19 protein-coding genes are annotated in these 22,303 nt (G+C 56.5%); 16 read left to right on the top strand and 3 right to left on the bottom strand.

Annotation, left to right across the window (positions count from 1 at the left end; all coding sequences use genetic code 11):
* The first annotated feature begins 25 nt into the window (after nt 1-25).
* From R5R33_RS01400 to R5R33_RS01365, 8 genes are all read left to right on the top strand, one after another.
* Nucleotides 26-508, top strand: a complete 483-nt coding sequence (locus R5R33_RS01400) for a nuclear transport factor 2 family protein (protein WP_318954297.1) — start codon at nt 26-28, stop codon at nt 506-508.
* The gene (locus tag R5R33_RS01395; protein WP_318954296.1) at nt 505-1,320 is read left to right on the top strand and encodes an SDR family NAD(P)-dependent oxidoreductase; all 816 of its coding nucleotides are present in this window, start codon (nt 505-507) and stop codon (nt 1,318-1,320) included. The genes R5R33_RS01400 and R5R33_RS01395 overlap by 4 nt, the downstream gene beginning before the upstream one ends.
* Complete coding sequence (locus tag R5R33_RS01390; protein WP_318954295.1) at nt 1,320-2,582, top strand: NAD(P)/FAD-dependent oxidoreductase; 1,263 nt, start codon at nt 1,320-1,322, stop codon at nt 2,580-2,582. The genes R5R33_RS01395 and R5R33_RS01390 overlap by 1 nt, the downstream gene beginning before the upstream one ends.
* Nucleotides 2,582-3,427 (top strand): DUF1365 domain-containing protein, encoded by an 846-nt coding sequence (locus R5R33_RS01385; protein ID WP_318954294.1) that lies wholly within the window; start codon nt 2,582-2,584, stop codon nt 3,425-3,427. The genes R5R33_RS01390 and R5R33_RS01385 overlap by 1 nt, the downstream gene beginning before the upstream one ends.
* The gene (locus R5R33_RS01380; protein ID WP_318954293.1) at nt 3,424-4,806 is read left to right on the top strand and encodes a cyclopropane-fatty-acyl-phospholipid synthase family protein; all 1,383 of its coding nucleotides are present in this window, start codon (nt 3,424-3,426) and stop codon (nt 4,804-4,806) included. Before R5R33_RS01385 ends, R5R33_RS01380 begins: the two co-directional genes overlap by 4 nt.
* Nucleotides 4,807-4,860: 54 nt before the next feature.
* Nucleotides 4,861-5,460: a DUF2878 domain-containing protein gene (locus R5R33_RS01375; protein ID WP_318954292.1), complete on the top strand. Its 600-nt coding sequence runs from the start codon at nt 4,861-4,863 to the stop codon at nt 5,458-5,460.
* 2 nt (nt 5,461-5,462) lie between these two features.
* A complete protein-coding gene (locus tag R5R33_RS01370; RefSeq protein WP_318954291.1) occupies nt 5,463-6,206 on the top strand; it encodes a hypothetical protein in 744 nt (247 codons plus the stop codon).
* A gap of 143 nt (nt 6,207-6,349) precedes the next feature.
* A complete protein-coding gene (locus tag R5R33_RS01365) occupies nt 6,350-6,745 on the top strand; it encodes a glycine zipper family protein (RefSeq protein WP_318954290.1) in 396 nt (131 codons plus the stop codon).
* A gap of 155 nt (nt 6,746-6,900) precedes the next feature.
* Here the strand turns inward: R5R33_RS01365 and putA are convergent, their stop codons facing one another.
* Nucleotides 6,901-10,047, bottom strand: coding sequence for a bifunctional proline dehydrogenase/L-glutamate gamma-semialdehyde dehydrogenase PutA (gene putA / locus R5R33_RS01360; protein ID WP_318954289.1), 3,147 nt, complete (start codon nt 10,045-10,047; stop codon nt 6,901-6,903).
* Nucleotides 10,048-10,196: 149 nt separating this feature from the next.
* Between putA and R5R33_RS01355 the strand changes: the two genes are divergently transcribed.
* The 3 genes from R5R33_RS01355 (at nt 10,197) to R5R33_RS01345 (ending at nt 12,998) form a co-directional block, all read left to right on the top strand.
* The gene (locus R5R33_RS01355) at nt 10,197-10,700 is read left to right on the top strand and encodes an Lrp/AsnC ligand binding domain-containing protein (RefSeq protein WP_318954288.1); all 504 of its coding nucleotides are present in this window, start codon (nt 10,197-10,199) and stop codon (nt 10,698-10,700) included.
* Between the two features lie 127 nt (nt 10,701-10,827).
* Entirely contained in the window at nt 10,828-11,757 is a 930-nt protein-coding gene (locus tag R5R33_RS01350) for a DMT family transporter (protein WP_318954287.1), read from the top strand.
* A gap of 83 nt (nt 11,758-11,840) precedes the next feature.
* Nucleotides 11,841-12,998: an acyl-CoA dehydrogenase family protein gene (locus R5R33_RS01345; RefSeq protein WP_318954286.1), complete on the top strand. Its 1,158-nt coding sequence runs from the start codon at nt 11,841-11,843 to the stop codon at nt 12,996-12,998.
* Nucleotides 12,999-13,039: 41 nt separating this feature from the next.
* Here the strand turns inward: R5R33_RS01345 and greB are convergent, their stop codons facing one another.
* Nucleotides 13,040-13,555, bottom strand: coding sequence for a transcription elongation factor GreB (gene greB / locus R5R33_RS01340; protein ID WP_318954285.1), 516 nt, complete (start codon nt 13,553-13,555; stop codon nt 13,040-13,042).
* 250 nt (nt 13,556-13,805) lie between these two features.
* Between greB and R5R33_RS01335 the strand changes: the two genes are divergently transcribed.
* The 5 genes from R5R33_RS01335 (at nt 13,806) to R5R33_RS01315 (ending at nt 20,230) form a co-directional block, all read left to right on the top strand.
* Nucleotides 13,806-14,483 (top strand): response regulator transcription factor, encoded by a 678-nt coding sequence (locus tag R5R33_RS01335; RefSeq protein WP_318954284.1) that lies wholly within the window; start codon nt 13,806-13,808, stop codon nt 14,481-14,483.
* On the top strand, nt 14,480-15,745 hold the full coding sequence (locus tag R5R33_RS01330; RefSeq protein WP_318954283.1) for a sensor histidine kinase: 1,266 nt from the start codon (nt 14,480-14,482) through the stop codon (nt 15,743-15,745). The genes R5R33_RS01335 and R5R33_RS01330 overlap by 4 nt, the downstream gene beginning before the upstream one ends.
* 146 nt (nt 15,746-15,891) lie before the next feature.
* Nucleotides 15,892-17,487 carry a phosphoethanolamine transferase gene (locus R5R33_RS01325; RefSeq protein ID WP_318954282.1) on the top strand — a complete coding sequence of 532 codons (1,596 nt, stop codon included), beginning with the start codon at nt 15,892-15,894 and terminating at the stop codon, nt 17,485-17,487.
* Nucleotides 17,484-18,206, top strand: a complete 723-nt coding sequence (locus R5R33_RS01320) for a phosphatase PAP2 family protein (RefSeq protein WP_318954281.1) — start codon at nt 17,484-17,486, stop codon at nt 18,204-18,206. The genes R5R33_RS01325 and R5R33_RS01320 overlap by 4 nt, the downstream gene beginning before the upstream one ends.
* Before the next feature lie 167 nt (nt 18,207-18,373).
* Nucleotides 18,374-20,230 (top strand): LTA synthase family protein, encoded by a 1,857-nt coding sequence (locus R5R33_RS01315; protein WP_318954280.1) that lies wholly within the window; start codon nt 18,374-18,376, stop codon nt 20,228-20,230.
* A gap of 43 nt (nt 20,231-20,273) precedes the next feature.
* Here the strand turns inward: R5R33_RS01315 and R5R33_RS01310 are convergent, their stop codons facing one another.
* Nucleotides 20,274-22,232, bottom strand: coding sequence for a S9 family peptidase (locus tag R5R33_RS01310; protein ID WP_318954279.1), 1,959 nt, complete (start codon nt 22,230-22,232; stop codon nt 20,274-20,276).
* Nucleotides 22,233-22,303: the final 71 nt, after the last annotated feature.

Genomic DNA, 22,303 nt, shown 5'->3' with positions numbered 1-22,303 from the left:
CAAGTTATATAGGAGGGAGCCTGAAATGGTGCCATTACTACAGCGGCTTGAGCATCTCTATGCGGATTTTTTGGCTGCTGATCCACGAATGATCGGCGACGTTTACGCTCAAAGTGTAATTTTTCGCGACCCGGTGCATGAGTTGCGTGGCTTGCCCGCGGTGCTGGGGTATTTTTCCGGTATGGCGGAGAACCTGCGCGAATGTCGCTTTGAATTTGACCAGTCGTTGATAGATGGCGACCGGATCAGCCTGTGGTGGACCATGCACTATCGCCACCCGAAGCTCGCTGGCGGCAAGCCGCTGACACTTCGCGGTGCGTCACTGCTCGAAATCGATCCTGGAGCGGACAGAGTAACGGTGCACGAGGATATCTACGATCTGGGGGCCATGGTGTATGAGCAGATACCGGTTCTTGGCTCGGTCGTGAAAATCGTCAAGTCCAAGCTGGCACAGGGGAACCACCAGAAGAGTCACGCTGGTGCCGCGCATGTAGGGGAGCCGGGATGAACTGGCAAGCGGCTCGCGACAAGCACCCGGGTGATGGTGAGTGCTCCGGCAAAAAGATAGTCTGGATTACCGGTGCTAGCTCGGGAATCGGGGCGGCACTGGTGCGCAAGCTCGTCGCCGAGGGGCATTTTGTGATTGTCAGCGGTCGCAACCGAGACACACTACTAAAAATCCAGCAACCTTCGCCGAAGCTCATCAAGGTGCTCGCCTGTGATGTTGGCGATGATGCATCCATGGCGGAAGCTGGCCGTGCACTTGCGGAGATTACCGACCAGCTTGATCTGGTGATCGCCTGCGCGGGTGTTTGTGAGTATGAAGACAATCTGGAACTGGACGTGAAGCGCTATCGGCGGGTCTTCGATGCCAATTTCTTTGGTGTGGTGAATACCCTGCACCAGGCGCTCCCGCTGCTGGCGAACAGCCGTTCGCCTGTATTTGCCGCAGTAGGTAGCCTGTCTTCCATCGTGGGCTTCCCGAGGGCTGAGGCCTACGGAGCCTCCAAGGCTGCTGTCAGTTATTTCATGGAATCGGTGCGTGCAGATACATCGCGGGTCCGTCTGCGCACGGTGCTTATTCGCCCCGGGTTTATCGATACGCCGCTGACAAAGGGCAATGACTTTGCCATGCCGCTGATGATGAGCCCAGAGCAGGCGGCACATCGCATTCTGCGCGGCCTTTCCGGAAGCCGCTCTATCATCGATTTTCCACGCCGCCTGAGCTGGTCACTGCGAATGCTCGCGGTGCTGCGGCCGGTCTGGCACAAATTGTGCGCGCCGCGCATAACAAGAATTAGAAAGTTGAGGAATAACTGATGCGTATCGCCATTGTCGGAAGCGGGATTTCCGGCCTCACCACCGCCTATCTGCTGCAGCAAAAACATGAGATCACCCTGTTTGAAGCGGGGGAAAGGCTCGGTGGGCACACCGCCACGGTTGACGTGGAGCATGGGAACGACAAGCTGGCGGTCGATACGGGGTTTATCGTGTTCAACGACTGGACATACCCCAATTTCATCAAGCTGATGGGGCGCCTTGGTGTCCCGTCGCAGCCCACCGATATGGGCTTCAGCGTTACCTCGCCGCAGGATAACTTTGAGTACGCGGGCAACAGTGTCAATTCACTGTTTGCGCAGCGTCGCAATCTTCTGGATGGCGGCCACTGGCGTATGCTCAAGGATATTGTGCGATTCAACCGGGATGCGGTGGCGGACTGGAAGGGGGGAGTACTGGATGAGGAGATGACACTGGGGAGCTACCTGACCAGCAATCAATATTCCAGTGAATTTGCCTACCGCTATCTGGTGCCCATGGGGTCGGCGATCTGGTCCGCGAGCATGACGCGGATGCTGGATTTTTCCGTGCACTTTTTTATCCGCTTCTTCTACAACCACGGACTGCTCAACCTGTTCAACCGACCCCAGTGGCGGGTGATCAAGGGCGGCTCCCGCAGCTATATCGGCCCATTGACGGAAGGATTTCGCGATCAAATCCGACTCTCCACCCCGGTGACAGGGGTTCGGCGTCTGGAGCAGGGCGTGGAGCTGACCTTTCGGGATGCGGAGGGTAACGAGGGCACGGAAACCTTTGATGAAGTGGTGCTGGGCTGCCATTCCGACCAGGCGTTGAAGATGCTGCAGGACCCCAGTGAGGCGGAGGCGGAAATCCTCGGCCAGATACCCTACGAGAAAAATTCGGTGGTATTGCACACCGATACCAGCCTGTTGCCCCAGCGCAAGAGCGCCTGGGCGAGTTGGAATTACCGGCTGCAGGGCGCCCATGACAGCCTGCCGGTGCTGACTTACAACATGAATATCTTGCAGCGCCTCAACAGTCAGCACACCTATTGCGTCACCCTGAATGCCGACAGTGCCATCGACCCGCAGAAGATCCTGCAACGCTTTGAGTACGACCACCCGCAATTCTCCGCGGAGGGCAACAAGGCACAGGGACGCTGGGGCGAAGTCAATGGCGTAAACAGGACCTGGTATTGCGGTGCTTACTGGGCCAATGGCTTTCATGAAGATGGGGTGGTAAGCGCAATACGTGTGGCGCGCGGCCTTGGGGTCGAATTCTAGTGCGCAGTGGTATTTATACTGGCTGGATTCAGCACAGACGTTACCAGCCGCGGGACCACAGCTTCCGCTACCGCGGCTTTATGGTGTATGCGTTTCTGGATGAGCTGCCGGAAATCCTTGCACAAACGCCACTCTGGTCGGTGGGCGGCTGGGCGCCGGCACAATATCGCCGCGAGGATTTTTACGGCGACCCGGCGGTGCCACTGGATCAGGCGGTGCGTGATCGGGTGGAAGCGGAGTGCGGCTATCGTCCGCAGGGCCCCATCGCCTTCCTCGCCAACTGGCGCTATTTCGGTTACAACATGAATCCGATCAGCGTCTATTACTGTTTTGATTCTTCCGCTACGGAAGTGCAGGCACTACTGCTCGATGTTCACAATACCCCATGGAACGAGCGACATGGATATGTCTTGTCCATTGCGGATGCTGTGGGCGAGCAGCGTGATACGGAAGGCGCGGAAAGGAAGCGCGGTCGCGTTCACAAGGCCTGTTTTCAAAAGACCCTGCATGTATCGCCTTTCATGCCTCTGGACCAAGTGTACCAATGGCGCAGCACCACCCCGGGTGATCGCCTGACCGTCAGTATTCGCTCGCTGGACGCGGGTGAATGCGTATTCGATGCCTGCATGAGTCTCGTGCGGGAGGAGATATCGCCGGCGGTACTGCGCAAGAAACTGATCCAGTTTCCCCTGTATACCGTAAAAGTCATCGGTGCTATCTATTGGCAGGCACTGAAACTGCTTGTTAAACGCGTACCGCTGTTTACCCATCCGGGCAGGGCGGTATCCGAACAACCAAACCGCTCGCATAAAAAGCAATCAGAAGACGGAGTCAACAGGATATGAAGTCTGCAGTTCAGGTCTCTATGACCGCTTCCCAGTCCGCATCAATGGATGCCGTGAATTTGCAACCTGTAGTGACAAAAGTACCGAACTCACTGGGGGGCAAGGCTACGGCGAATTGGTTTGACCGATTGGCGCGCAAGCTGGTATTGCAGCGCATGGCGGACATATCTGTTGGTACCCTGTTCGTGCATGAAAATCTGGTGCCAGGGCAGGGCGAGCAGGCCGAGCCTGATCCGGTGATGTATCAGTTCGGGCAGGCGCCGGGGAGCTCGGAGATCGAAGCGCATATTTACATAAGCGATCTATCCACCTATACCCAGGTTTTACTGAGCGGATCCATCGGTTCCGGCGAGGCATATATGGATGGCGCCTGGCATTCACCGGACCTGGTGCAGGTAATCCGTTTGTTTGTGGCCAATATGGCGGTGCTGGAACAATTGGATTCGCGTTGGAGTTTTGTTTCCAAGCTACTCCTGAGGGGTCTGCATCGCCTGAACGCGAACTCCATTAACGGCTCGCGCAAAAACATTTCCGCCCATTACGATTTGGGTAATGATTTTTTCCAGCTGTTTCTCGACAAGAGCATGCTGTATTCCTCTGCGGTGTTTCCCAATACTAACGCAAACCTTGCAGAGGCCTCGCAGTTCAAACTGGCGCGCATCTGCCGCAAGTTGCGCCTGCAGCCTTCCGATCATCTGCTGGAAATCGGTACCGGCTGGGGCGGAATGGCGATCTATGCCGCCAAGCATCACGGTTGCCGGGTCACCAGCATCACCATATCCAAAGAGCAGTTTGAACATGCGCAAGCGTGGGTAAAACGCGAGGGTCTCGAAGACCGTATTACTCTGTTGTTACGGGATTATCGTGAGCTGGATGGTCAATTTGAAGGTCATTTTGACAAGCTGGTCTCCATCGAGATGATCGAAGCCGTAGGGCACGAGTACTACCGCGAGTTTTTCTCCCGTTGCAGTCGCCTGTTGAAGCCGGACGGCATTATGGTCATGCAGGCGATCACGATTCAGGACCAGCGCTTTGACAGCTACAAAAATAGTGTCGATTTTATCCAGCGCTATATCTTTCCCGGCGGTTGCCTGCCATCCAACCAGATTATTGCCAAGCATATCTCCGAGGATACGGATATGCAGATCGTGGGACTGGATGATATTACCTTCGATTACGCGAAAACTCTGGCGGCGTGGCGGGATGCTTTCTTTGCAAACATTGAAGAAATCCGCAATCAGGGCTTTGACCAACGTTTTATCAATATGTGGGATTTCTATTTCTGCTATTGCGAGGGCGGTTTCCTGGAGCGCGCCATCAGCACCGCTCAGTTCACATTTGCCAAGCCCCGCTGCCGGCATTTACCTCGCTTGGCTTGATGGGTAGGTAACGATTCCTTGAAAGCGAGAGGCCCTGTCGGGGCGGTCAGTGAAGTGAATATCAGCAAAGCCGGTGGAACCCCACCACCGATGGTTCACTTGCTGATCGCTGGCGTTACCTTTGAGTTCGTCTGGTTGCTGTGTGTGGTAAATCCCGGTAATGCCTTCGTTGTAGGTATTACCGCAGCCAATGTTGCACTGCATTTTTTCCTGTTCTGTCGTTTGCCCGCTGACGGCGATGACCAAAAGCGTCGCAGGGATTACCCTGGTCCACTTGTTCGATGCTGTGCCTGGGTCGGGCTGATTGCGATCACCGGTATCTGTATGGATTCGCTGCTATTCAAGGCTGGCATTTTTTTCCCAACGCCTGAAAGCGAGCGTTTTGTTCTGGTGCCGTTGTGGCTAGCATGCCTGTGGGTGAACTTTGCGCTCGCGCTGCGTTTTGCGTTTGTCTTTCTGCAGCGGAATCTTATCATTGCCGCCTTGTTTGGTGGCGTTGGTGGGCCGCTCAGCTATTTTTTCGGTGCCGCCATTGGCGGATCGGTGGCACTGTCTGAGCCACTTTGGGCAACCTTGTTACTGTTGTCGTTACTGTGGGCCGTTTTCCTTGCCGGTGCCATGAAGTTGGCGCGGCAATCCAGTTTCAGATACTGAACATGATGTCCTGGATCGCGGCGGCAGCCATCTCAATTTCCAGTTGCTCGGCACCGGAAGAGGTTGTAACGACGGCGGTAGTCACAGGGGTGGCCCAAACTACGCACTCTACGAGCGGCAGCAGCGGCGAACTGCGCTACTGCGAATACTTCCTGGTCGATGACAGCGGGAATGTTCGGGTGCTTTATTACGACCCTGTGGGGCAAAAAATTGCCGAAAAGCGATTGTCATTGCCGCAAGATAGTTCATCGAATTCGATGGCGGGAGAGGTGCGCCCCGAAGTCATTCAGGAGGATTTTCGCCGCGGTGAAATCCGCGAGGTGAGTCGAGAGGGCGATAATTGGCGAATCCGTTACCGCAATAGCGCCCAGGGCCGCTGGCAGGATTCTGTGGTGCCCGATGTCAATGTGGATGTGGTCGATGCGGGTTTCGATGCTTTCGTTCGAGAGCACTGGGGGCGGCTCACATCTGGCGAGACGGTGGAGTTTGATTTTGTTTCACCAGTGCACGGTCAGTCGGTCCGTCTGCGCGCTAGAGCGGTTGTCTGCGATGGCAGCATGACGGCATCAGACCATGTTTGTCTAAACGTAGATCTCGCCCAACCCTGGTTGCGCTGGCTCGCCGGTGACCTGCTCCTAACTTACTCCTCGCGAGATCGACGTCTTCAGTATTTTCGAGGGATCGTTAATCTGCATGACGAGCGGGGGAAGGCCCAGAAGCTTTCTATCCGCTATTTCTACCGTTAGCCCTTTCGTCGGTTGGCACAATTCCGGATCAATGGTCACCGTCTTGCTTTCCCACCGCTAAATTTCTCTGGTTGCTGGCACACCGTCGCAATGTCGTCTAAACCTACAGAAGAAACAGGCGACAAGTGTGGTGAGGAGCGCCAATGAAGATCAAGATCTTGGCCGCTGTGGGCCTTAGCGCAGCAACTCTTTTGGGATGCGCCTACCAACAGGAGCAGGTACCCGGTGCCGGCAATATCGTGATCGACACCTACGGCGTCAACATGCGCCAGTACCAGCTCGACCTGGCGGACTGCAGGGGCCTGTCCACGGCTGCACGCAATGACGCTGGACGTCGTGGTGTTACGAGAGCCGTTGGCGGGGCGCTTCTTGGAGGCGCCCTCGGGGCAATTATCGGCGATACCAGTAGCGCCGCAGCGGCCGGTGCCGGCGCCGGTGCGCTGCTCGGCGGTGTCAGTGGTGTCGGCAGTTCGAACGTAGAGGCGAATTACATCACCCGCAACTGCCTGCGCGGTCGCGGTTATCGCGTATTGAACTAGACGGGCACTGGATTTACTCCAAGTACTATTCGGCAACTCACAGGACTTGGCTTGGCCGGAGGATTCCTCCGGCCTTTTTTTTCGTAAACAAAAAAGCCCGCATGTTTCCATGCGGGCTTTGTGGTCTGTAACTATCGGTTTGTAACTTTGAAAAATTACTGACCGAGGGTGAACAGCTGTGTGTTGCCACCAGTCGCCACGGTGTTGACCGTCTTGGTCTTCTCGTTGGCAAAGCGGAACAGGTAGTGTGGGCCGCCCGCTTTGGGGCCGGTGCCGGAGAGGCCCATGCCGCCGAAGGGGTTCACGCCCACAACCGCACCAACCATGTCGCGGTTGATGTAGCAGTTGCCCGCGTCAATGCGCTTGAAGATGGCGCCGGCGCGGCCTTCGATGCGGGAGTGCAGGCCAAAGGTCAGGCCGTAGCCGGTGGCATTGATACGACGGATCACCTCTTCCAGTTCCTCGGCCTTGAAGCGCACTACGTGCAGGAAGGGACCGAAGACTTCGCGTTTCAGCAGATTGATGTCCTTGATCTCTACCACCTGCGGACCGAAGAAGGTGCCGCTCTGCGGGCGCTTGCTTTCGTCAAACGCAAACAGGGTTTTGCCTTCCACATTCATCAGTTCGCGGTGTCTTTCCAGCATGCCGAGGGCTTTCTCGTCGATCACCGGGCCGATATCGGTTTCCAGTTTGGATGGATCGCCCAGTACCAGCTCCTCACACGCACCTTTCAGCATGTTCAGCAGGTTGTCTGCGATCACGTCCTGTACACACAGGATGCGCAGTGCAGAACAGCGCTGACCGGCACTCAGGAATGCGGAGTTGATGACGTCGTCCACTACCTGCTCGGGCAGTGCGGTGGAATCCACGATCATCACGTTCTGGCCGCCGGTTTCGGCGATCAACGGCACGATGGGACCGTCTTTGGCCGCCAGTTGCATGTTGATGTGCTTGGCGGTTTCGGTGGAGCCGGTAAAGGCCACGCCGGCAACGCGCGGGTGATCCAGTAGCGGTTTGCCGATGGCGGCGCCGGTGCCGGTGATCAGGTGCAGAATCTTCTTCGGGATGCCGGCTTCATGCATCAGCTGCACGGCGCGGGCAGCGATCAGCGGGGTCTGTTCCGCAGGCTTCGCCATTACCGCGTTACCTGCGGCCAGCGCCGCAACCACCTGACCGGTGAAGATCGCCAGTGGGAAGTTCCACGGGCTGATACACACGAACACACCGCGTCCACACAGGCTCAGCTCGTTGCTCTCGCCGGTGGGCCCGGGCAGAACGGTAGGCTTGCTGAAGTGCTGGCGCGCGCCGTTGGCGTAGTAGCGGCAGAAGTCCACTGCCTCACGCACTTCACTGATGCCGTCGTTCAGGGTGCGGCCGGCTTCGCGGCAGATCATCGCCACCAGTTCGTCGATATGCTGCTCGTACAGATCGGCAACCTTGTCGAGAATATTTGCACGGGCTTCACCGCCAATACGGTTCCACGCGCGCTGGTGTTCGGCGGCAGAAGTAAATGCCTGGTCGATCAGCGCTGCGTCGGTATTGGCGGTGTGGCCAACCACTTCACCGGTAGCGGGGTTGACTACCGCCAGATCGGCTTTGCCGGCAATACCGTCGACAATCGGGCCACCGGTCCAGGTCTTGCCTGCAGAGGCTTCCACGGCCTGCTTCAGGGGAGCAAAAGCGATGGGGTCGGTGAGCTCGAAGCCATGGGAATTTTTCCGCGGCAGAACCTCGTGGCCGATATAGATATCGCCCGGCACCGGAATTTCCGGGTGGCGGTAGGGGTTGCAGGCTTCGCTCAGTTTCAGGGTGTCCTGCACCAGTACGTTGACCGGGGTGTTCTCATCCATAAAACGGTTTACGAACGAGCTGTTGGCCCCGTTTTCCAGCAGGCGGCGCACCAGGTAGGGCAGCAGGTCGCGGTGTGCGCCCACCGGGGCGTAAACGCGTACCGGCACGCGCTTGCCGTGTACCGCTTCGATCTGGTCGTACAGCAGGTGGCCCATACCGTGCAGGCGCTGGAATTCAAAGTCGCTGCGGTTGCCGGCCATTTCCAGGATCAGGCCCACGGTGTAGGCGTTGTGGGTGGCAAACTGCGGGTAGATCGCATCGTTGGCATCCAGCAGTTTGCGCGCACACACCTGGTAGGAGAGGTCGGTGTGGCATTTGCGGGTGTATACCGGGTAGTCGCTCAGGCCCATCTGCTGGGCGTGTTTGATCTCGCTGTCCCAGTAGGCACCTTTTACCAGTCGCACCATCAGCTTGCGGCCGCTGTCGCGGCCCAGCGCGATCAGCCAGTCCGCCACGTGGGGCGCGCGCTTCTGGTAGGCCTGCAGTACAAAGCCGAGACCCTGCCAGTCGCTCAGTTCCGGATCGCGGGCCAGGGCTTCGAAAATATCCAGGGAGATATCCAGGCGGTCCGCTTCCTCGGCGTCGATGTTGAGGCCCATCTGGTATTTGGCGGCGGCGGCACACAGGGCTTTTACCTGCGGCAGGAGCTCGGTCATTACGCGCTCGCGCTGCAGTTCGCTGTAGCGCGGGTGCAGGGCGGAGAGCTTGATGGAGATGCCGTTGGCTTCCACTACATCGCGCTTGGTGTTGTCGGCACCGATGGCTTCGATGGCCATCATGTAGGAGTCGAAGTAGCGCTTGGCGTCTGCCATGGTGCGGGCGCCTTCGCCCAGCATGTCGAAAGAGAAGCGGGTGCCGGGCTTGTTCTCCGCCGGGCCGCGCTTCAGGGCTTCCTTGATGGTGCGACCGAGGACGTACTGGCCACCCATGATCTTCATGGCCTGCATCATGGAGGTGCGGACCATGGGCTCGCCCATGCGACTGACGAGTCTCTTCATCCAGGTGGACGGTTTTTCGGTAATATCCGGATCCAGCTCGACGATGCTGCCGGTGAGCATCAGGCCCCAGGTGGAGGCATTCACGAACAGGGAATCAGACTGGCCGCGGTGGCTGGACCAGTCCCCGGAGTGAACCTTTTCCGCAATCAGCTTGTCTGCAGTATCGGCATCCGGTACCCGCAACAGGGACTCCGCCAGACACATCAGGGCTACACCTTCCTTATTGGAAAGGCCAAATTGCTGCAGGAAGGCGTCCAGCGTGCCGCGCTTGCTGCGCTGCTCGCGGGATTTCACCACCAGCTGGCTGGCAGTGGCGAGGATCTTCTCGCGCAGGGCCTCGCCCGGGCGCGGGGCGGCCAGCAGTTCGCTGACGCACTGGTTTTCGTCGGCATGCAGGTATTCACGGGCCTTCTGGCGCGCGTTCTTCAGATCCCCGGCGAAGTGTGTTGGCATAGATTTTCCCTCGAAACTCCCTGGTACAAATGGGTGCAGGATAAAAACCCGGATTATGTGGTAAGTGTCCCAGAATTAATCGCCATTTTAGAAAAGAGTGTGGTTAAATATAGGGCGTATTAGCTTGATCACCAGTAGGGTATTTTGTCATGTCTCGTAAGTTGGAAGATCTGGATCGTATTGACCGTCAGATTCTGCGGATTCTGCAGCGTGCAGGCCGCCTTCCCAATGTGGAGCTGGCCCGTCGCGTCAATTTGAGCCCCACACCCTGCCTTGAGCGGGTGAAGCGGCTCGAGCGCGAGGGGTTCATCAAGGACTATGTGGCGCTGCTCGATCCGCTGAAGGTACATGCGGGCCTGGTCGTCTATATCCAGGTATCCCTGACGGATACCGCGACCGAAGCACTGGAAGCCTTCAATAAACATGTGTCCGGCCTCGACGAGGTTCAGGAATGTCATATGGTTGCCGGTGGTTTCGACTACCTGGTAAAAATCCGCATCAAGGATATGCTCGGTTACCGCCAATTCCTTGGCGAAAAGCTGGCTTCCGTACCCGGTGTACGCGAAACCCACACCTATGTGGTTATAGAGGAAGTGAAAACCGATACTTCGGTTGCGGTTCCCGATCCAGAGCCCAAAAGCGGCAAGCGCTGATTCGCTAGCGTCCGGTAAAGATGGCAGGCGCCTGGCGCCTGCCATCTTTGTTTGTAGCGATAAAAAATTTTTAGTCGAATAAATAAAACCGTATGACTCATCGGTTCTGTCAGTCGGTGTCAAAAAAATGACTGAACAATCAGTTTCCGTGATACAGGGCAATCGTCGTGCGACGGTGCTGGTGTTGGCGGCAGTGCTCTGCTGGTCCACCGTGGCCAGTGCGTTCAAGTTGTCGTTGCAATATCTCTCGCCCCTGCAATTGGTGACCATCGCCTCGGTGGTATCGGCGATATTCATGTTTGGTGCGATCTGCTGGCAGCGCCGGCTGCCCGAGCTTGCCACCAGCTGGCGAGCCAACTACAAGTGGTATCTCGCCCTAGGGTTCTGCAATCCGTTCCTCTATTACCTGATCCTGTTCAACGCCTACGCCCTGTTGCCCGCGCAGCAGGCGCAACCCCTGAACTATACCTGGGGTGTGGTGCTGGCACTGTTGTCCGTGCCGTTGCTGAAGCAGAAATTGCGTCGCCAGGATCTGCTGGCGGGCCTCGTGTGTTACACCGGTGTACTGGTGATTGCGACCCGGGGGGATGTTTTCTCTCTTCAGTTTGATCAACCAGTCGGCGTTGCTCTGGCGCTGCTCAGTACAGTGATCTGGTCCTGCTATTGGCTGTTGAATACCCGCATCGGCGGCAATGCCGCGGTGAACCTGCTACTGACATTCTGCTGTGGGCTGCCGTGGTTGATGCTGGCGATATGGTGGCAGGGCGGTTGGCAGTGGCCACCGCTGGCCGGCTGGCTGGGTGCCGTCTATGTGGGGCTGTTTGAAATGGGCATCGCGTTTCTGCTGTGGCAAGGTGCGCTCATGAGTTGTGACAATACCGCGCGCATCAGCAACTTTATCTATCTGTCGCCGCCGCTATCGCTGCTGCTGATTGCACTGCTTGTAGGTGAGCAAATACACATGGCGACCATCGCAGGCCTTGGGTTGATTCTTCTGGGTGTGGCCATCCAGCAGGGCGCGCTGCGGCGATTTCTTTTACGAAATCGATCGTATTGAGACAACAATAAACAGAGACAACAATAACCAGGCTGCACAGCGTATTGCCTAGTGCAGCGAGCGAAATTGAGCGAGAACACTCCATGAATTTTTCACTGTCCGAAGAACAACAGATGATCCAGGAAGCCGCGCGCCAGTTTGCCGAAAGCGAGCTGAAGCCTATCGCCGCGGACCTGGACAAGACCGGCAATCGCCCGCTGTTTCTGGAAAAGCTGAAGCAGCTGGCGGAACTCGGATTTATGGGCATCAATATTGACCCCGAATACGGCGGCACCGGCGCCGCCACCATCGCCTTCAGTCTTGCCATCACGGAAATCGCCCGCGGCTGCGCCTCTACCGCGACGACGACTTCGGTAACCAACATGGTCGCGGAAGTTATTCAGGCGATGGGCACCGACGAGCAGAAAAATTACTTCCTGCCGAAAATCTGCAGCGGTGAATACGCCGCGGGTTCCTTCTGTCTGACGGAGCCGAGTTCCGGCTCCGATGCCGCCGCGATGCGCACCCGTGCGTTGAAAGACGGCGATGACTATGTGCTGAACGGCAGCAAGCTGTTTATCAGTAGCGCCGAGTTTGCCGGTGTATTTGTGGTGTGGGCGGTTACCGATGCGTCCGCAGAAAAGGGCAAGGGCATATCCTGCTTCCTGGTGGAAGCGGGCACCCCTGGTCTGGTGATCGGCAAGGCGGAAGAAAAAATGGGGCAGAAGGCTTCTGTTACCAACGAAGTGGCCTTCGAGAATTGCCGCATTCCCGCCACCAACATGCTGGGGGAGGAGAATCGCGGTTTCCGCATCGCTGCCGGCGAGCTGGCGGGCGGTCGCATTGGCATCGGTTCACTGGCGCTGGGTATTGGCCTGGAGGCGCTGGATTGCGCGCGCACCTATCTGCAGGAGCGCGAGCAGTTTGGCAAGCCACTGGCACAATTCCAGGGCTTGCAGTGGCAGCTTGCGGACAAGTACACAGAGATGGAGGCTGCGCGTCTGTTGTTGCTGCAGGCCGCGTGGCAGAAAGATGCCGGCCAGCCATTTGGTCCCGCTGCGTCGATGGCCAAGCTCTATGCCTCCGAGAAAGCCAATGAAGCCTGCTACGTTGCGTTGCAGATGCACGGTGGTGTGGGTTATACCAAAGAGTTCCCGCTGGAGCGTATGGCGCGGGATGTACGCATCACCACCATCTACGAAGGTACCAGCGAGATCCAGCGTCTGATTATCGCGCGCCACCTGCTGGAAGGCGTGCGCTGAGGTAGGGGAGGGCCGCGACAACCTGTCGCTGTCGCGGCCTGTTAATCTTCTGCGGATATTTCCGAGTATTCGATTTCACAGATGTAGTAGGTGACCCATCGCTCCATCTGCTGGATTTCCACCTCGTCATCGAGCCGTTTACCCAGCAGGGCGCGGGCGACAGGGGAGTCCATGGAAATCAGGCCTTCCTTCACATTGAATTCGTCCGGCCCGACGATACGGTATCTCACTTCCTTGCCGCTTTCGTCTTCCAGCGTTACCCAGGCACCGAAGAAAATTTTATCGCGCTCGTCCGGAACCCTGTCTACCACGGTAATTTCTTCCAGTCGCTTGGTGAGAAAGCGCACTCGGCTGTCAATTTCCCGCAACCGCTTCTTGCCGTAGATGTAATCCGCGTTCTCACTGCGGTCGCCGAGCTTGGCGGCGTCGCTCACTGCCTGCGTCACCCGGGGGCGTTCGATTTCCCAGAGTTGTTTCACTTCCGCGCGCATGCGGCGTGCGCCTTCCGGAGTAATGTAGCGCGAACCCCGTGGGCGGGGTGGTCTCCAGCGTCCCATTCGAAAATTTCCTGTGCGTCAAAGATGGCCGGTGCCGAGCGGCTGGGGCAATCAGCGGGACGGCATCATATATGGAAAGTAAGTGGCCAGAAACCAGATGCATCGCTTCCACATCAACCTGTGTGGATGGGCATTGGTCCAATGTACGATCTGGCCGGCAGCCTGTGCATTAAATTGCAAAATTGCCTTGCTAGTCACTGGGCAAGCACCCAAAATTTTACCCCCAAGCGGCTGCAACTGGAGTGGGGCTATGCGGATACTGGTGGTGGAGGATAATGTCGATATTCTCGCCAATGTACTGGATTACCTGGAACTACAGGGTTTCAGTGTCGATTGCGCGCAGGATGGTCTCAGTGGGCTGCATCTCGCCGCGACGAATCATTACGACCTGATCGTGCTCGATATCATGCTTCCGGGTCTCGACGGCTACCAGTTTTGCCAGCGGCTGCGGGAGGATGCCCGCAGGGATACCCCGATTCTTATGCTGACCGCCCGGGATGCCCTGGAGGATCGGTTGAAAGGATTGCGGGCAGGCGCCGACGATTATCTGATCAAACCTTTTTCACTTGCCGAGCTGGTGGCGAGGATCGAAGCGATTACGCGGCGCAGCAGGGGTGTCGGTATGACCGAGCTGCGGGTAGCCGATCTGGTGTTCGATCAGTCGACCCACCTCGCAACCCGGGCCGGGCAGCCTCTGAAACTGAATCCCATGGGTGTCAAGCTGCTGGTGCTGCTCATGCGCAAGAGTCCGGCCGTGGTGAAGCGCGAAGTAATGGAAATGGAAATCTGGGGTGAGGATATCCCCGACCGCGACAGTTTGCGCAGCCACATCCATCAGCTGCGCCAGGTTGTCGATAAACCTTTCGCTAAACCACTCATTCATACGGTGCATGGCGTTGGCTATCGCCTGGCAGAGACAGAATCGTGAATGCACGGCAGCCGCTTAAACAGCGGATTGTATTGGCGTTCGTGTTGATGACGCTGTTGACCAGTGGCGCCTTCTCATTCGGGATTGTCGAAATTGTCCACCATGTCGAAGAGCGCCTGGTATCCACGGGAATGCGCTCGGATCTCGAAGTGGCCATGGATGCCCTCGGCACCGGACGGGCAGTTCAGCTGGACAAGAGCGAAAAGCTTTACACCACCGCCGCGCAGCAGTTTTACCCGCCACCTGCATTTCTCTCCCTGAAACCGGGGTTTTCTGAAGTAGTCGCCGGTGAGCAGGCCTATTATGCCTTCAAGCTGCAGCGCGACGAAGATGTTTACATCCTGGTGCAGGACCAGCAGGAATTTGAAGCGCGTGAACGACTGATCTACCAGGCGGTGCTGGCCTGTTTTCTGGTCAGCTTGCTGATTGCCTGGGGATTGGGGTCTCTGCTGGCGAATCGAGTGTTGCAGCCAGTTGCCCAGCTCGCCAGCGACGTCCGTTCGGGCGCACGCTTCAGAGGCAGTGAGCTGCTTGCGAAAAACTACGCAGATGATGAGGTGGGACGGCTGGCGGAGGTATTTGATAAAACCTTCGAGCAGTTGCGGCGCTCATTGGAGCGGGAGAAACTTTTCACCAGTGATGTGAGCCACGAGCTGCGCACCCCGCTGATGGTCATTGGTACCTCGTGCGAACTGTTATCCCATTCGACAGGACTTAGCGAGAAGCAGATCAAACAGGTCGACCGTATCCACCGTGCCAGTGCGGAAATGCTTGAATTGGTGGAAACCCTGTTGCTGCTCGCGCGGGAAAAGGGAGCAATGACCCAAAGTGCGAGTTTGGTTTCCCTCAGTGAGGCGGCTAAAGAGCAGGGGGAAACCTGGGGCGCGCAGTTTGCCGCGCGTGGTATCGATTATCTCTGTACCGTCGAAGAGCCGGATCACGGCCAGTACCAGGCAATTTTTCTGCGGACGGTGATGTCCAACTTGTTGCGCAATGCCCTCCACTACACGGAACGGGGCAAGGTTGAGTTGCAGTTGTTCGAGGGCGGGTTCCGCGTAGAGGATACCGGTCCTGGCATTGCGCCAGAGCAGCAATCCCGCCTGTTCGAGCCATTCCAGCGCGGTGCTCACGCCCGGGGGGAGGGGCTTGGTCTCGGCCTGTCGCTGGTGAAGCGCATCTGTGAATATCAGGGGTGGACCGTCAGTGTCAGCCAGTTACAGCCTCAGGGTTGCGTGTTCTGTGTGAAACTAAAGACTGACTAGTGGCTCACATTTCCCCAAGAGACCTGATTTTCATGTCATCGCGCCTTCTTTTGACAAAATTTTGACATCGCGTTAACGCGCTATTGACCTCCTCAAGCCTAGTCTGCCGGTGAGTCCACCCGCGAAAGGCTAGGTTTGAGGTGTCTGTGCTGAAACAACGTCAAATTCCCGCACTTCTGGTAATCGTCGCTATATCGCTTTGGGTGACGCTTGCCGGCAACTATTCATTTTTTTCCAATTTGCTCGACATATATCCAGTTTCCTGGGGGAACATAGGTTTCATCGGCTCCCTGGCAGTGTTGCTGGTTGCGGTGACCAATATCCTGGTGTCGCCCTTTGCCGTTGGGCGGTTGTTTAAACCTTTTCTTGTGTCGATTCTGCTGATTTCGGCGGCATCCGCATACTTTATGGATGCGTATAACGTCATTATCAGCAGTGAAGTGCTGGAAAGTGCACTGCAAACCGATGCTTCTGAATCACTGGGTTTGCTAAACGCCCGGCTGTTTATGTATCTGGTATTTGGCGGTGTACTTCCAGGCTTGCTGGTGTGGGTTTTGCCCGTCAAAAAACAGGGTGTATTGCGCAGTTTGTTGTCCCGCGGGAAATTGATGGCCATCTCCTCAGTCGCCATTGTCGCCATGCTTTTGCTATTCAACAGTAGCTATGCATCCTTCTTTCGCGAACATAAATCCGTTCGTTTCTATACAAATCCGGAAACGCCGATATATACCGCGATTAAATACGTCAAACAGAAACTGGATGTCGCTGAGAGTATCGCGTACCAAAAAATTGGTCTCGATGCCAAGCAGCAGCCGGCGCAAGGCAAACGACGACTGATCGTGCTGGTGGTGGGAGAAACCGCTCGCTGGGATCATTTCTCGCTGAACGGGTATGGGAAAGCCACGAACCCCGCGCTGGCAAAACGCAATGTGGTCAGTTTTGACCATGTATCCTCCTGCGGTACTGCTACGGCGGTTTCTGTTCCCTGTATGTTCTCAATTCTGGATCGGGATCACTACAGCGAGAAGCAGGCCAAGGCCACCGACAATGTGCTGGATATTGCGCAGCGTGCGGGCATTACCGTCGCCTGGATGGATAACAACTCAGATTCCAAAGGTGTGGCACTGAGAGTTCCCTATACCAATTACCGCAACCCAGAAATCAATAAACAATGTGACGACGAGTGTCGGGATATCGGTATGCTCGAGGGTGTCCAGAAACTTGTTTCCAGCACCCCGTCTGGCGACATTCTGGTGGTACTGCACCAGATGGGCAGCCATGGCCCGGAATATGCCAAGCGCTACCCGAAATCCTTTGAAAAATTCAAGCCAAGTTGTTCCAGTAACTTGCTGGAACAATGTAGCCAGGAAGAAATTGACAACGCGTACGACAACTCGATTCTGTATACGGATTTCTTCCTGGGGCAGGTAATTGACTACCTGCGGTCTGTGTCTTCCGACTTCTCTCCAGCGATGTTGTATATCAGCGATCACGGGGAATCCCTGGGTGAGAAAGGTATTTTCCTGCATGGCTTTCCCTACGCGCTGGCTCCGGAGTCGCAGAAGCATGTGCCGATGATTTTCTGGTCGGGGCAGGAGTTTGCGCAGGCACAACACAAACTGAACGAGCAGGGCTTTAGCCATCGTGAATTCAGCCAGGACAATCTGTTCCATACACTGCTGGGGCTTATGGATGTGAAGACCAGTGTTTACCAGCCGGCCATGGACATATTTTCGTCATGACCAATCGCAGCCTGCTCGTTCAGCTCGCCGCGGGATTTTTCCTGCTGGGAGTAACGCTTCTGCTGTGTGAGCTGAGCAGGATTGATTTGTGGGTCCAGGACAAATTCTATATCTCCGGCGCTGCGGGCTGGGTTATTGGTAAGCACGATGAGCTTTTGCGGGTATTTTTCTACACCGGCCCCAAAGCCGCGCTGAAGATACTGGCCGGGCTGGCCCTGGTGGCAGTGATTTTTTCCAGGAAAATCCCCTGGGTTCACAACCGTAAACAGGGAATGTTGATCGTTTTGCTATCCACGGTGGTGACGGTGACCCTTGTGGGGCTTCTAAAAGGGGCGACCCATGTGCCGTGTCCGAGTCAATTGACTCTGTATGATGGAAGTTATCCGTACAGTACTTTCTGGGCGCATCTCTTATCTCCCGAGCAAGCGGCGCGGGCCCGCTGTTTTCCCGCCGGGCATGCGAGTGGCGGATTTGCATTGCTATCCCTGGCGTTCCTGTTTCGCAGCCGGAAGAACCGCTGGATAGGCTTTGGTATTGGCATGGCACTTGGGTGGACCCTGGGTGTCTACAAAATGGCCATCGGCGACCATTTTTTGAGTCACACCCTGGTGACCATGTGCCTCGCATGGATTGTATCGGTACTGGTCGCCATGGCTGTTTTTCGCCTGTACGGCCGGTTGCCGGCTGGAACTGTTGCAAATACGCTCCAATCTCCCTGAGCGAGCCCCGCCGTTTCGTTGACAATTTTTTGACAGTTGGACTGTTAGATTCCTGACAGTGAAGTCAATTTGTTAACGGCGAAGTTCCATTTATGTATCGTTACAGGGCCCTTACGGTTGTAGCCAGATTCATCATTTGTACCCTTCTGGTTCTAGCGGCATCCCGGTTGTATCTCTGCATAACCTATTTCGACCGGATTGGTTCATTCGCAGATGTCGTTAACATTCTTCTCAAAGGCATTCGCGTCGACCTGGTGCTGATCGGGTATCTGTATACTGTGCCGCTGCTCGTGGGTATCTGGATTTCCAATGGAAAATTCTCGCGGTTTTTCAGTCGGATATTGATGGCCTGGCTGGTGCTGGCGCTGGTCCTGGTGGTCTATATGGAAGTGGTCACTCCGGAGTTCATTCTGGAGTATGACACCCGCCCCAACCGCCTGTTTATTGATTACCTTATCTATCCCCAAGAAGTCTTCAGTATGTTATGGCAGGGGTACAAGCTTGCTATTTTGTGTGCGGCTTGTGGCATTGCCCTGGCATCTTTCCTGGCAAAAAAACTGCTGTCTGGCGGCGTGCTGTCTTCCAATGCTGGTGCGACCGGAACAAAGGTCGGGTTCACGATTTTGATGATTCTGGTCTGTGCACTGGTGACCAGATCCAGCTTACAGCACCGTCCGTTCAACCCATCGATGGTGTATTTCAGCAATGACAACCTTGTGAATTCATTTGTACTGAATTCCGGCTATTCCGTGCTGTACGCCGCCTATAACACCTCTTCGGAGGCGCAGGCGTCTGATCTCTATGGCCGGATGCGCGATGACGCGGTGATCGCCAGTGTAAGAGACGGTGCGGATCAATCGGGTGTGCCTTTTGAATCCGATGAAATACCCACCTTGCGTACACACCAGGCGTCGTATCAGGGCAAGGCGAAAAATATTGTCATCCTGTTGCAGGAAAGCCTCGGTGCGCGCTACGTCGGCAGCCTGGGTGGTGAAAATCTGACCCCGAATCTGGATGCCTTAATGGAAAAAGGGTGGCGGTTCACCAACGCCTATGCGACCGGAACCCGGTCTGTGCGCGGTATCGAGGCCGTATTTACCGGCTTTTCCCCGGGGCCGTCGCGTTCCGTGGTAAAGCTGGACAAAAGCCAGTCGGACTTCTTTACGCTCGCTTCCTTCCTGGAAAAGCATGACTATTCCACGCAGTTTATTTACGGCGGAGAAAGTCACTTTGACAATATGAAGAGTTTTTTTCTCGGGAATGGGGTTGAGGATATCCAGGACCTGACCAAGTTTACCAATCCCAAGTTTGTGGGCTCCTGGGGGGCATCTGACCAGGATCTGTACGAGGAGGCTCATAAACAGTTTCTGGCACTGAACAAACGTTCGCAGCCTTTTTTCAGCCTGGTATTTTCCACCTCCAACCACAGCCCCTGGGAATTTCCGGATAGCTGCCCCGCGAGTTTCACCGGCGACCGGGCGAGTCGCGAAAATGCCGTGCGCTACGCCGACTGCGCGCTGGGGGAGTTTATCCGCAAAGCGGAAAAATCGGATTACTGGAAAGACACGGTTTTCTTGATCATTGCCGATCACGATTCCCGCGTGACAGGCTCCAATCTCGTGCCAATCGATCGCTTCCGGATTCCCGCGCTTATCCTGGGTGGCGGTATTGAAGCGAAAACCGATAACCGCCTGGTTTCGCAGATTGATTTTCCTACCACAATACTGTCGCTTGCCGGGGTTAGCGGAAAACATCCACTGATTGGATTTGACCTGACCAAGGAGGTCGCCGCGAATAAACAAAGGGCGATGTTGCAGTACGGTGAAAACTTTTCGTGGTTGGGTGTGGATCACGCGGTCATTTTACGGCCGCAACTGCCGCCCAAGGTGTACACCCATGACGGCAGCCATCTGCTGAGCGAACTGGATGCCGGGGGCTATTCCGAAGAAATAGTACATGCCCGTGGCAACGCCCTGTGGAGTAACCTCGCCTACGCCAAAGGGCTTTATCGCTTGCCAGATTAATCGGGAAAACCCGTCGCGGGCGGCACGGCAATGTGCCTGGGTTTTACGGTAAATTGTCGATGTGAATACCCGGGCCCGGCTCGGGTAGGGAAAATTCGAAAATGCGACTGTAAAACTCCAGTTCGCCTTCCAGCGCCATGCGAATACTGCTTGCCGTGCGGAAGCCGTGTCCCTCGTCCTCAAACGTAATGTAAGCCACCGGAATGCCGCGCTCGCGCAGGGCCGCCACCATGGTTTCCGCCTGGTTTGGCGGCACCACCCTGTCTTCCAGTCCCTGAAAGAAAATCACCGGACAATCCAGCTGCTCGATGTGATTGATCGGCGAGCGTTCCTGATACACCTCCGCCGCTTCGGGCCAGGGGCCGACCAGTTTGTCCAGGTAGCGGGACTCGAATTTGTGGGTATCGCGGGCGAGGGTAGTAAGGTCACCGATACCATAGTGGCTGGCACCAGCGGAAAAGGTATCGTGGAAGGTCAGCGCTGCCAGCACGGTATAGCCGCCCGCGCTGCCGCCCTTGATCAATAAACGCTCGGGGTCGGCGAGACCCTGCTGCACCAGATATTCGGCGCCCGCGCACACGTCTTCCACATCGAGAATGCCCCAGTTGTCCTGCAGGCGGTCGCGGTATTCGCGCCCGTAACCGGTGCTGCCGGAGTAATTCACGTCAAGGATGGCGAAGCCGCGGCTGGTCCAGTACTGCACCTTCAGGTTGAGACCGGCTGAGGTGGACCCTGTTGGTCCACCGTGACCGAACACGATCAGCGGAGGCTTTTCTCCCGCGGGCGCTGTGTATCGCGGGTTGCACGGCGGGTAGTAGAACGCGTGTACCACGCGATCGCTTTCCCGGAAGGAAACGGGTTGTGCGCGGGAGAACCAGGCAGAGTCGACCGGGGCCGCACTGCTGCTGGCGATGGTCGTGAAACCGCCGGTGTCGGCCTGGTACATGGCTACCATGGGAAAATCTGCGGGACCACTTGTGATGAACACCGCCAGGTTGCCGGCACAACTAATGCTTTCAAAGTCGCAGCCACGGTGCTGCAGCAGTTGCGGTTTGCCGGTGTTGAGATCCAGTAGCGCCAGCTGCCAGCGGCCATCTCTGGTGAAAGTGCAGAAGATGCGCTCTTCACCCAGAAAGCCGTAAGTGGACATGCCGAATACCCATTGCGGAGTGGCGAATTCCGCTTCCACTTCCCACAGTGGCTTGTTGCTTCCCGCGCGATAGATATTCCACCAGTTGTTTTTGTCAGAGACATAGTACAACCGGCCGGATGGTGACCATTGTGGTTGAAAAATGGATTCCCGGTTGCCCCCCGCAACACGCCGGACTTGCGTAACCTCACCGGTTTCATCCAGTTCAGCCAGCATCAATTCGGTGGCGTCCCACGGCATATCCGGATGATGCCACTGCAGGAAACTCAGTTGTTTTCCATCCGGACTCACGGCCGGGTTGGAATAGAAATCTGCACCTTCGACAAGCGCGGTGACATTTCCAAAGTTGCTCCCCGGGTTCAGGTCTATGGCGACAAGTCGGGCAACGGCTTCGCGTTCGCTATCGCTCTCGTCCTCCTGCACGCAAATCAGCCGGTTTCTGCGGATATCCAGTTGCAGGTCGGCATAATGCCAGGGCCCCTCCGGGGTAACCGGTTCAGGAACCGCGCCGCCCTGGGCGATGCGGTAGATGCGCTGGTCGGCAGCGAGTACAAAGTAAACGTAGCCACTGCCAACCGTATACACACCGCCGCCATATTCGTGCGCCTTGGAGCGCACACTCAGTGGTGCGGGAATCAGGTCGCGGCGGGCGGGGCGATCATCGCCCAGATCACACTCCATCAATACCGAGCGCCCTTTTTCCGCCGGGCGCGATTCCAGCCAGTAGGCTTTGCCGTCGAACAGGCGCGCTTCGCTGAGGCGTACATTGCCGCTAGTGAGTAACTCCGCTTTGATTTTTGATGCCCAGCTGCCAAATGGGGCGATAGTTTTCGGCGGGGTTACTTGTGGCATGAGCGAGCGTTTCTCCTGGTAGCTGACAGACGAATGGCGAGTGGGGCATTGTACGACGGTGCCGATCTGGT

This window comes from Microbulbifer pacificus (assembly GCF_033723955.1).
GTDB lineage: Bacteria > Pseudomonadota > Gammaproteobacteria > Pseudomonadales > Cellvibrionaceae > Microbulbifer > Microbulbifer pacificus.
Note: the sequence above shows the minus strand (reverse complement) of the source record. Positions and strands in the feature narration are given on the sequence as shown.

What these genes read in the sequence shown, in the direction of transcription:
- R5R33_RS01335 (WP_318954284.1), top strand. Translation starts at nt 13,806, where the DNA reads ATGCGGATACTGGTGGTGGAGGATAATGTCGATATTCTCGCCAATGTA.
- R5R33_RS01345 (WP_318954286.1), top strand. Translation starts at nt 11,841, where the DNA reads ATGAATTTTTCACTGTCCGAAGAACAACAGATGATCCAGGAAGCCGCG.
- R5R33_RS01395 (WP_318954296.1), top strand. Translation starts at nt 505, where the DNA reads ATGAACTGGCAAGCGGCTCGCGACAAGCACCCGGGTGATGGTGAGTGC.
- R5R33_RS01365 (WP_318954290.1), top strand. Translation starts at nt 6,350, where the DNA reads ATGAAGATCAAGATCTTGGCCGCTGTGGGCCTTAGCGCAGCAACTCTT.
- R5R33_RS01310 (WP_318954279.1), bottom strand. Translation starts at nt 22,232, where the DNA reads ATGCCACAAGTAACCCCGCCGAAAACTATCGCCCCATTTGGCAGCTGG.
- R5R33_RS01370 (WP_318954291.1), top strand. Translation starts at nt 5,463, where the DNA reads ATGATGTCCTGGATCGCGGCGGCAGCCATCTCAATTTCCAGTTGCTCG.
- R5R33_RS01390 (WP_318954295.1), top strand. Translation starts at nt 1,320, where the DNA reads ATGCGTATCGCCATTGTCGGAAGCGGGATTTCCGGCCTCACCACCGCC.
- greB (WP_318954285.1), bottom strand. Translation starts at nt 13,555, where the DNA reads ATGGGACGCTGGAGACCACCCCGCCCACGGGGTTCGCGCTACATTACT.
- R5R33_RS01355 (WP_318954288.1), top strand. Translation starts at nt 10,197, where the DNA reads ATGTCTCGTAAGTTGGAAGATCTGGATCGTATTGACCGTCAGATTCTG.
- R5R33_RS01350 (WP_318954287.1), top strand. Translation starts at nt 10,828, where the DNA reads ATGACTGAACAATCAGTTTCCGTGATACAGGGCAATCGTCGTGCGACG.
- R5R33_RS01320 (WP_318954281.1), top strand. Translation starts at nt 17,484, where the DNA reads ATGACCAATCGCAGCCTGCTCGTTCAGCTCGCCGCGGGATTTTTCCTG.
- R5R33_RS01400 (WP_318954297.1), top strand. Translation starts at nt 26, where the DNA reads ATGGTGCCATTACTACAGCGGCTTGAGCATCTCTATGCGGATTTTTTG.
- R5R33_RS01380 (WP_318954293.1), top strand. Translation starts at nt 3,424, where the DNA reads ATGAAGTCTGCAGTTCAGGTCTCTATGACCGCTTCCCAGTCCGCATCA.
- putA (WP_318954289.1), bottom strand. Translation starts at nt 10,047, where the DNA reads ATGCCAACACACTTCGCCGGGGATCTGAAGAACGCGCGCCAGAAGGCC.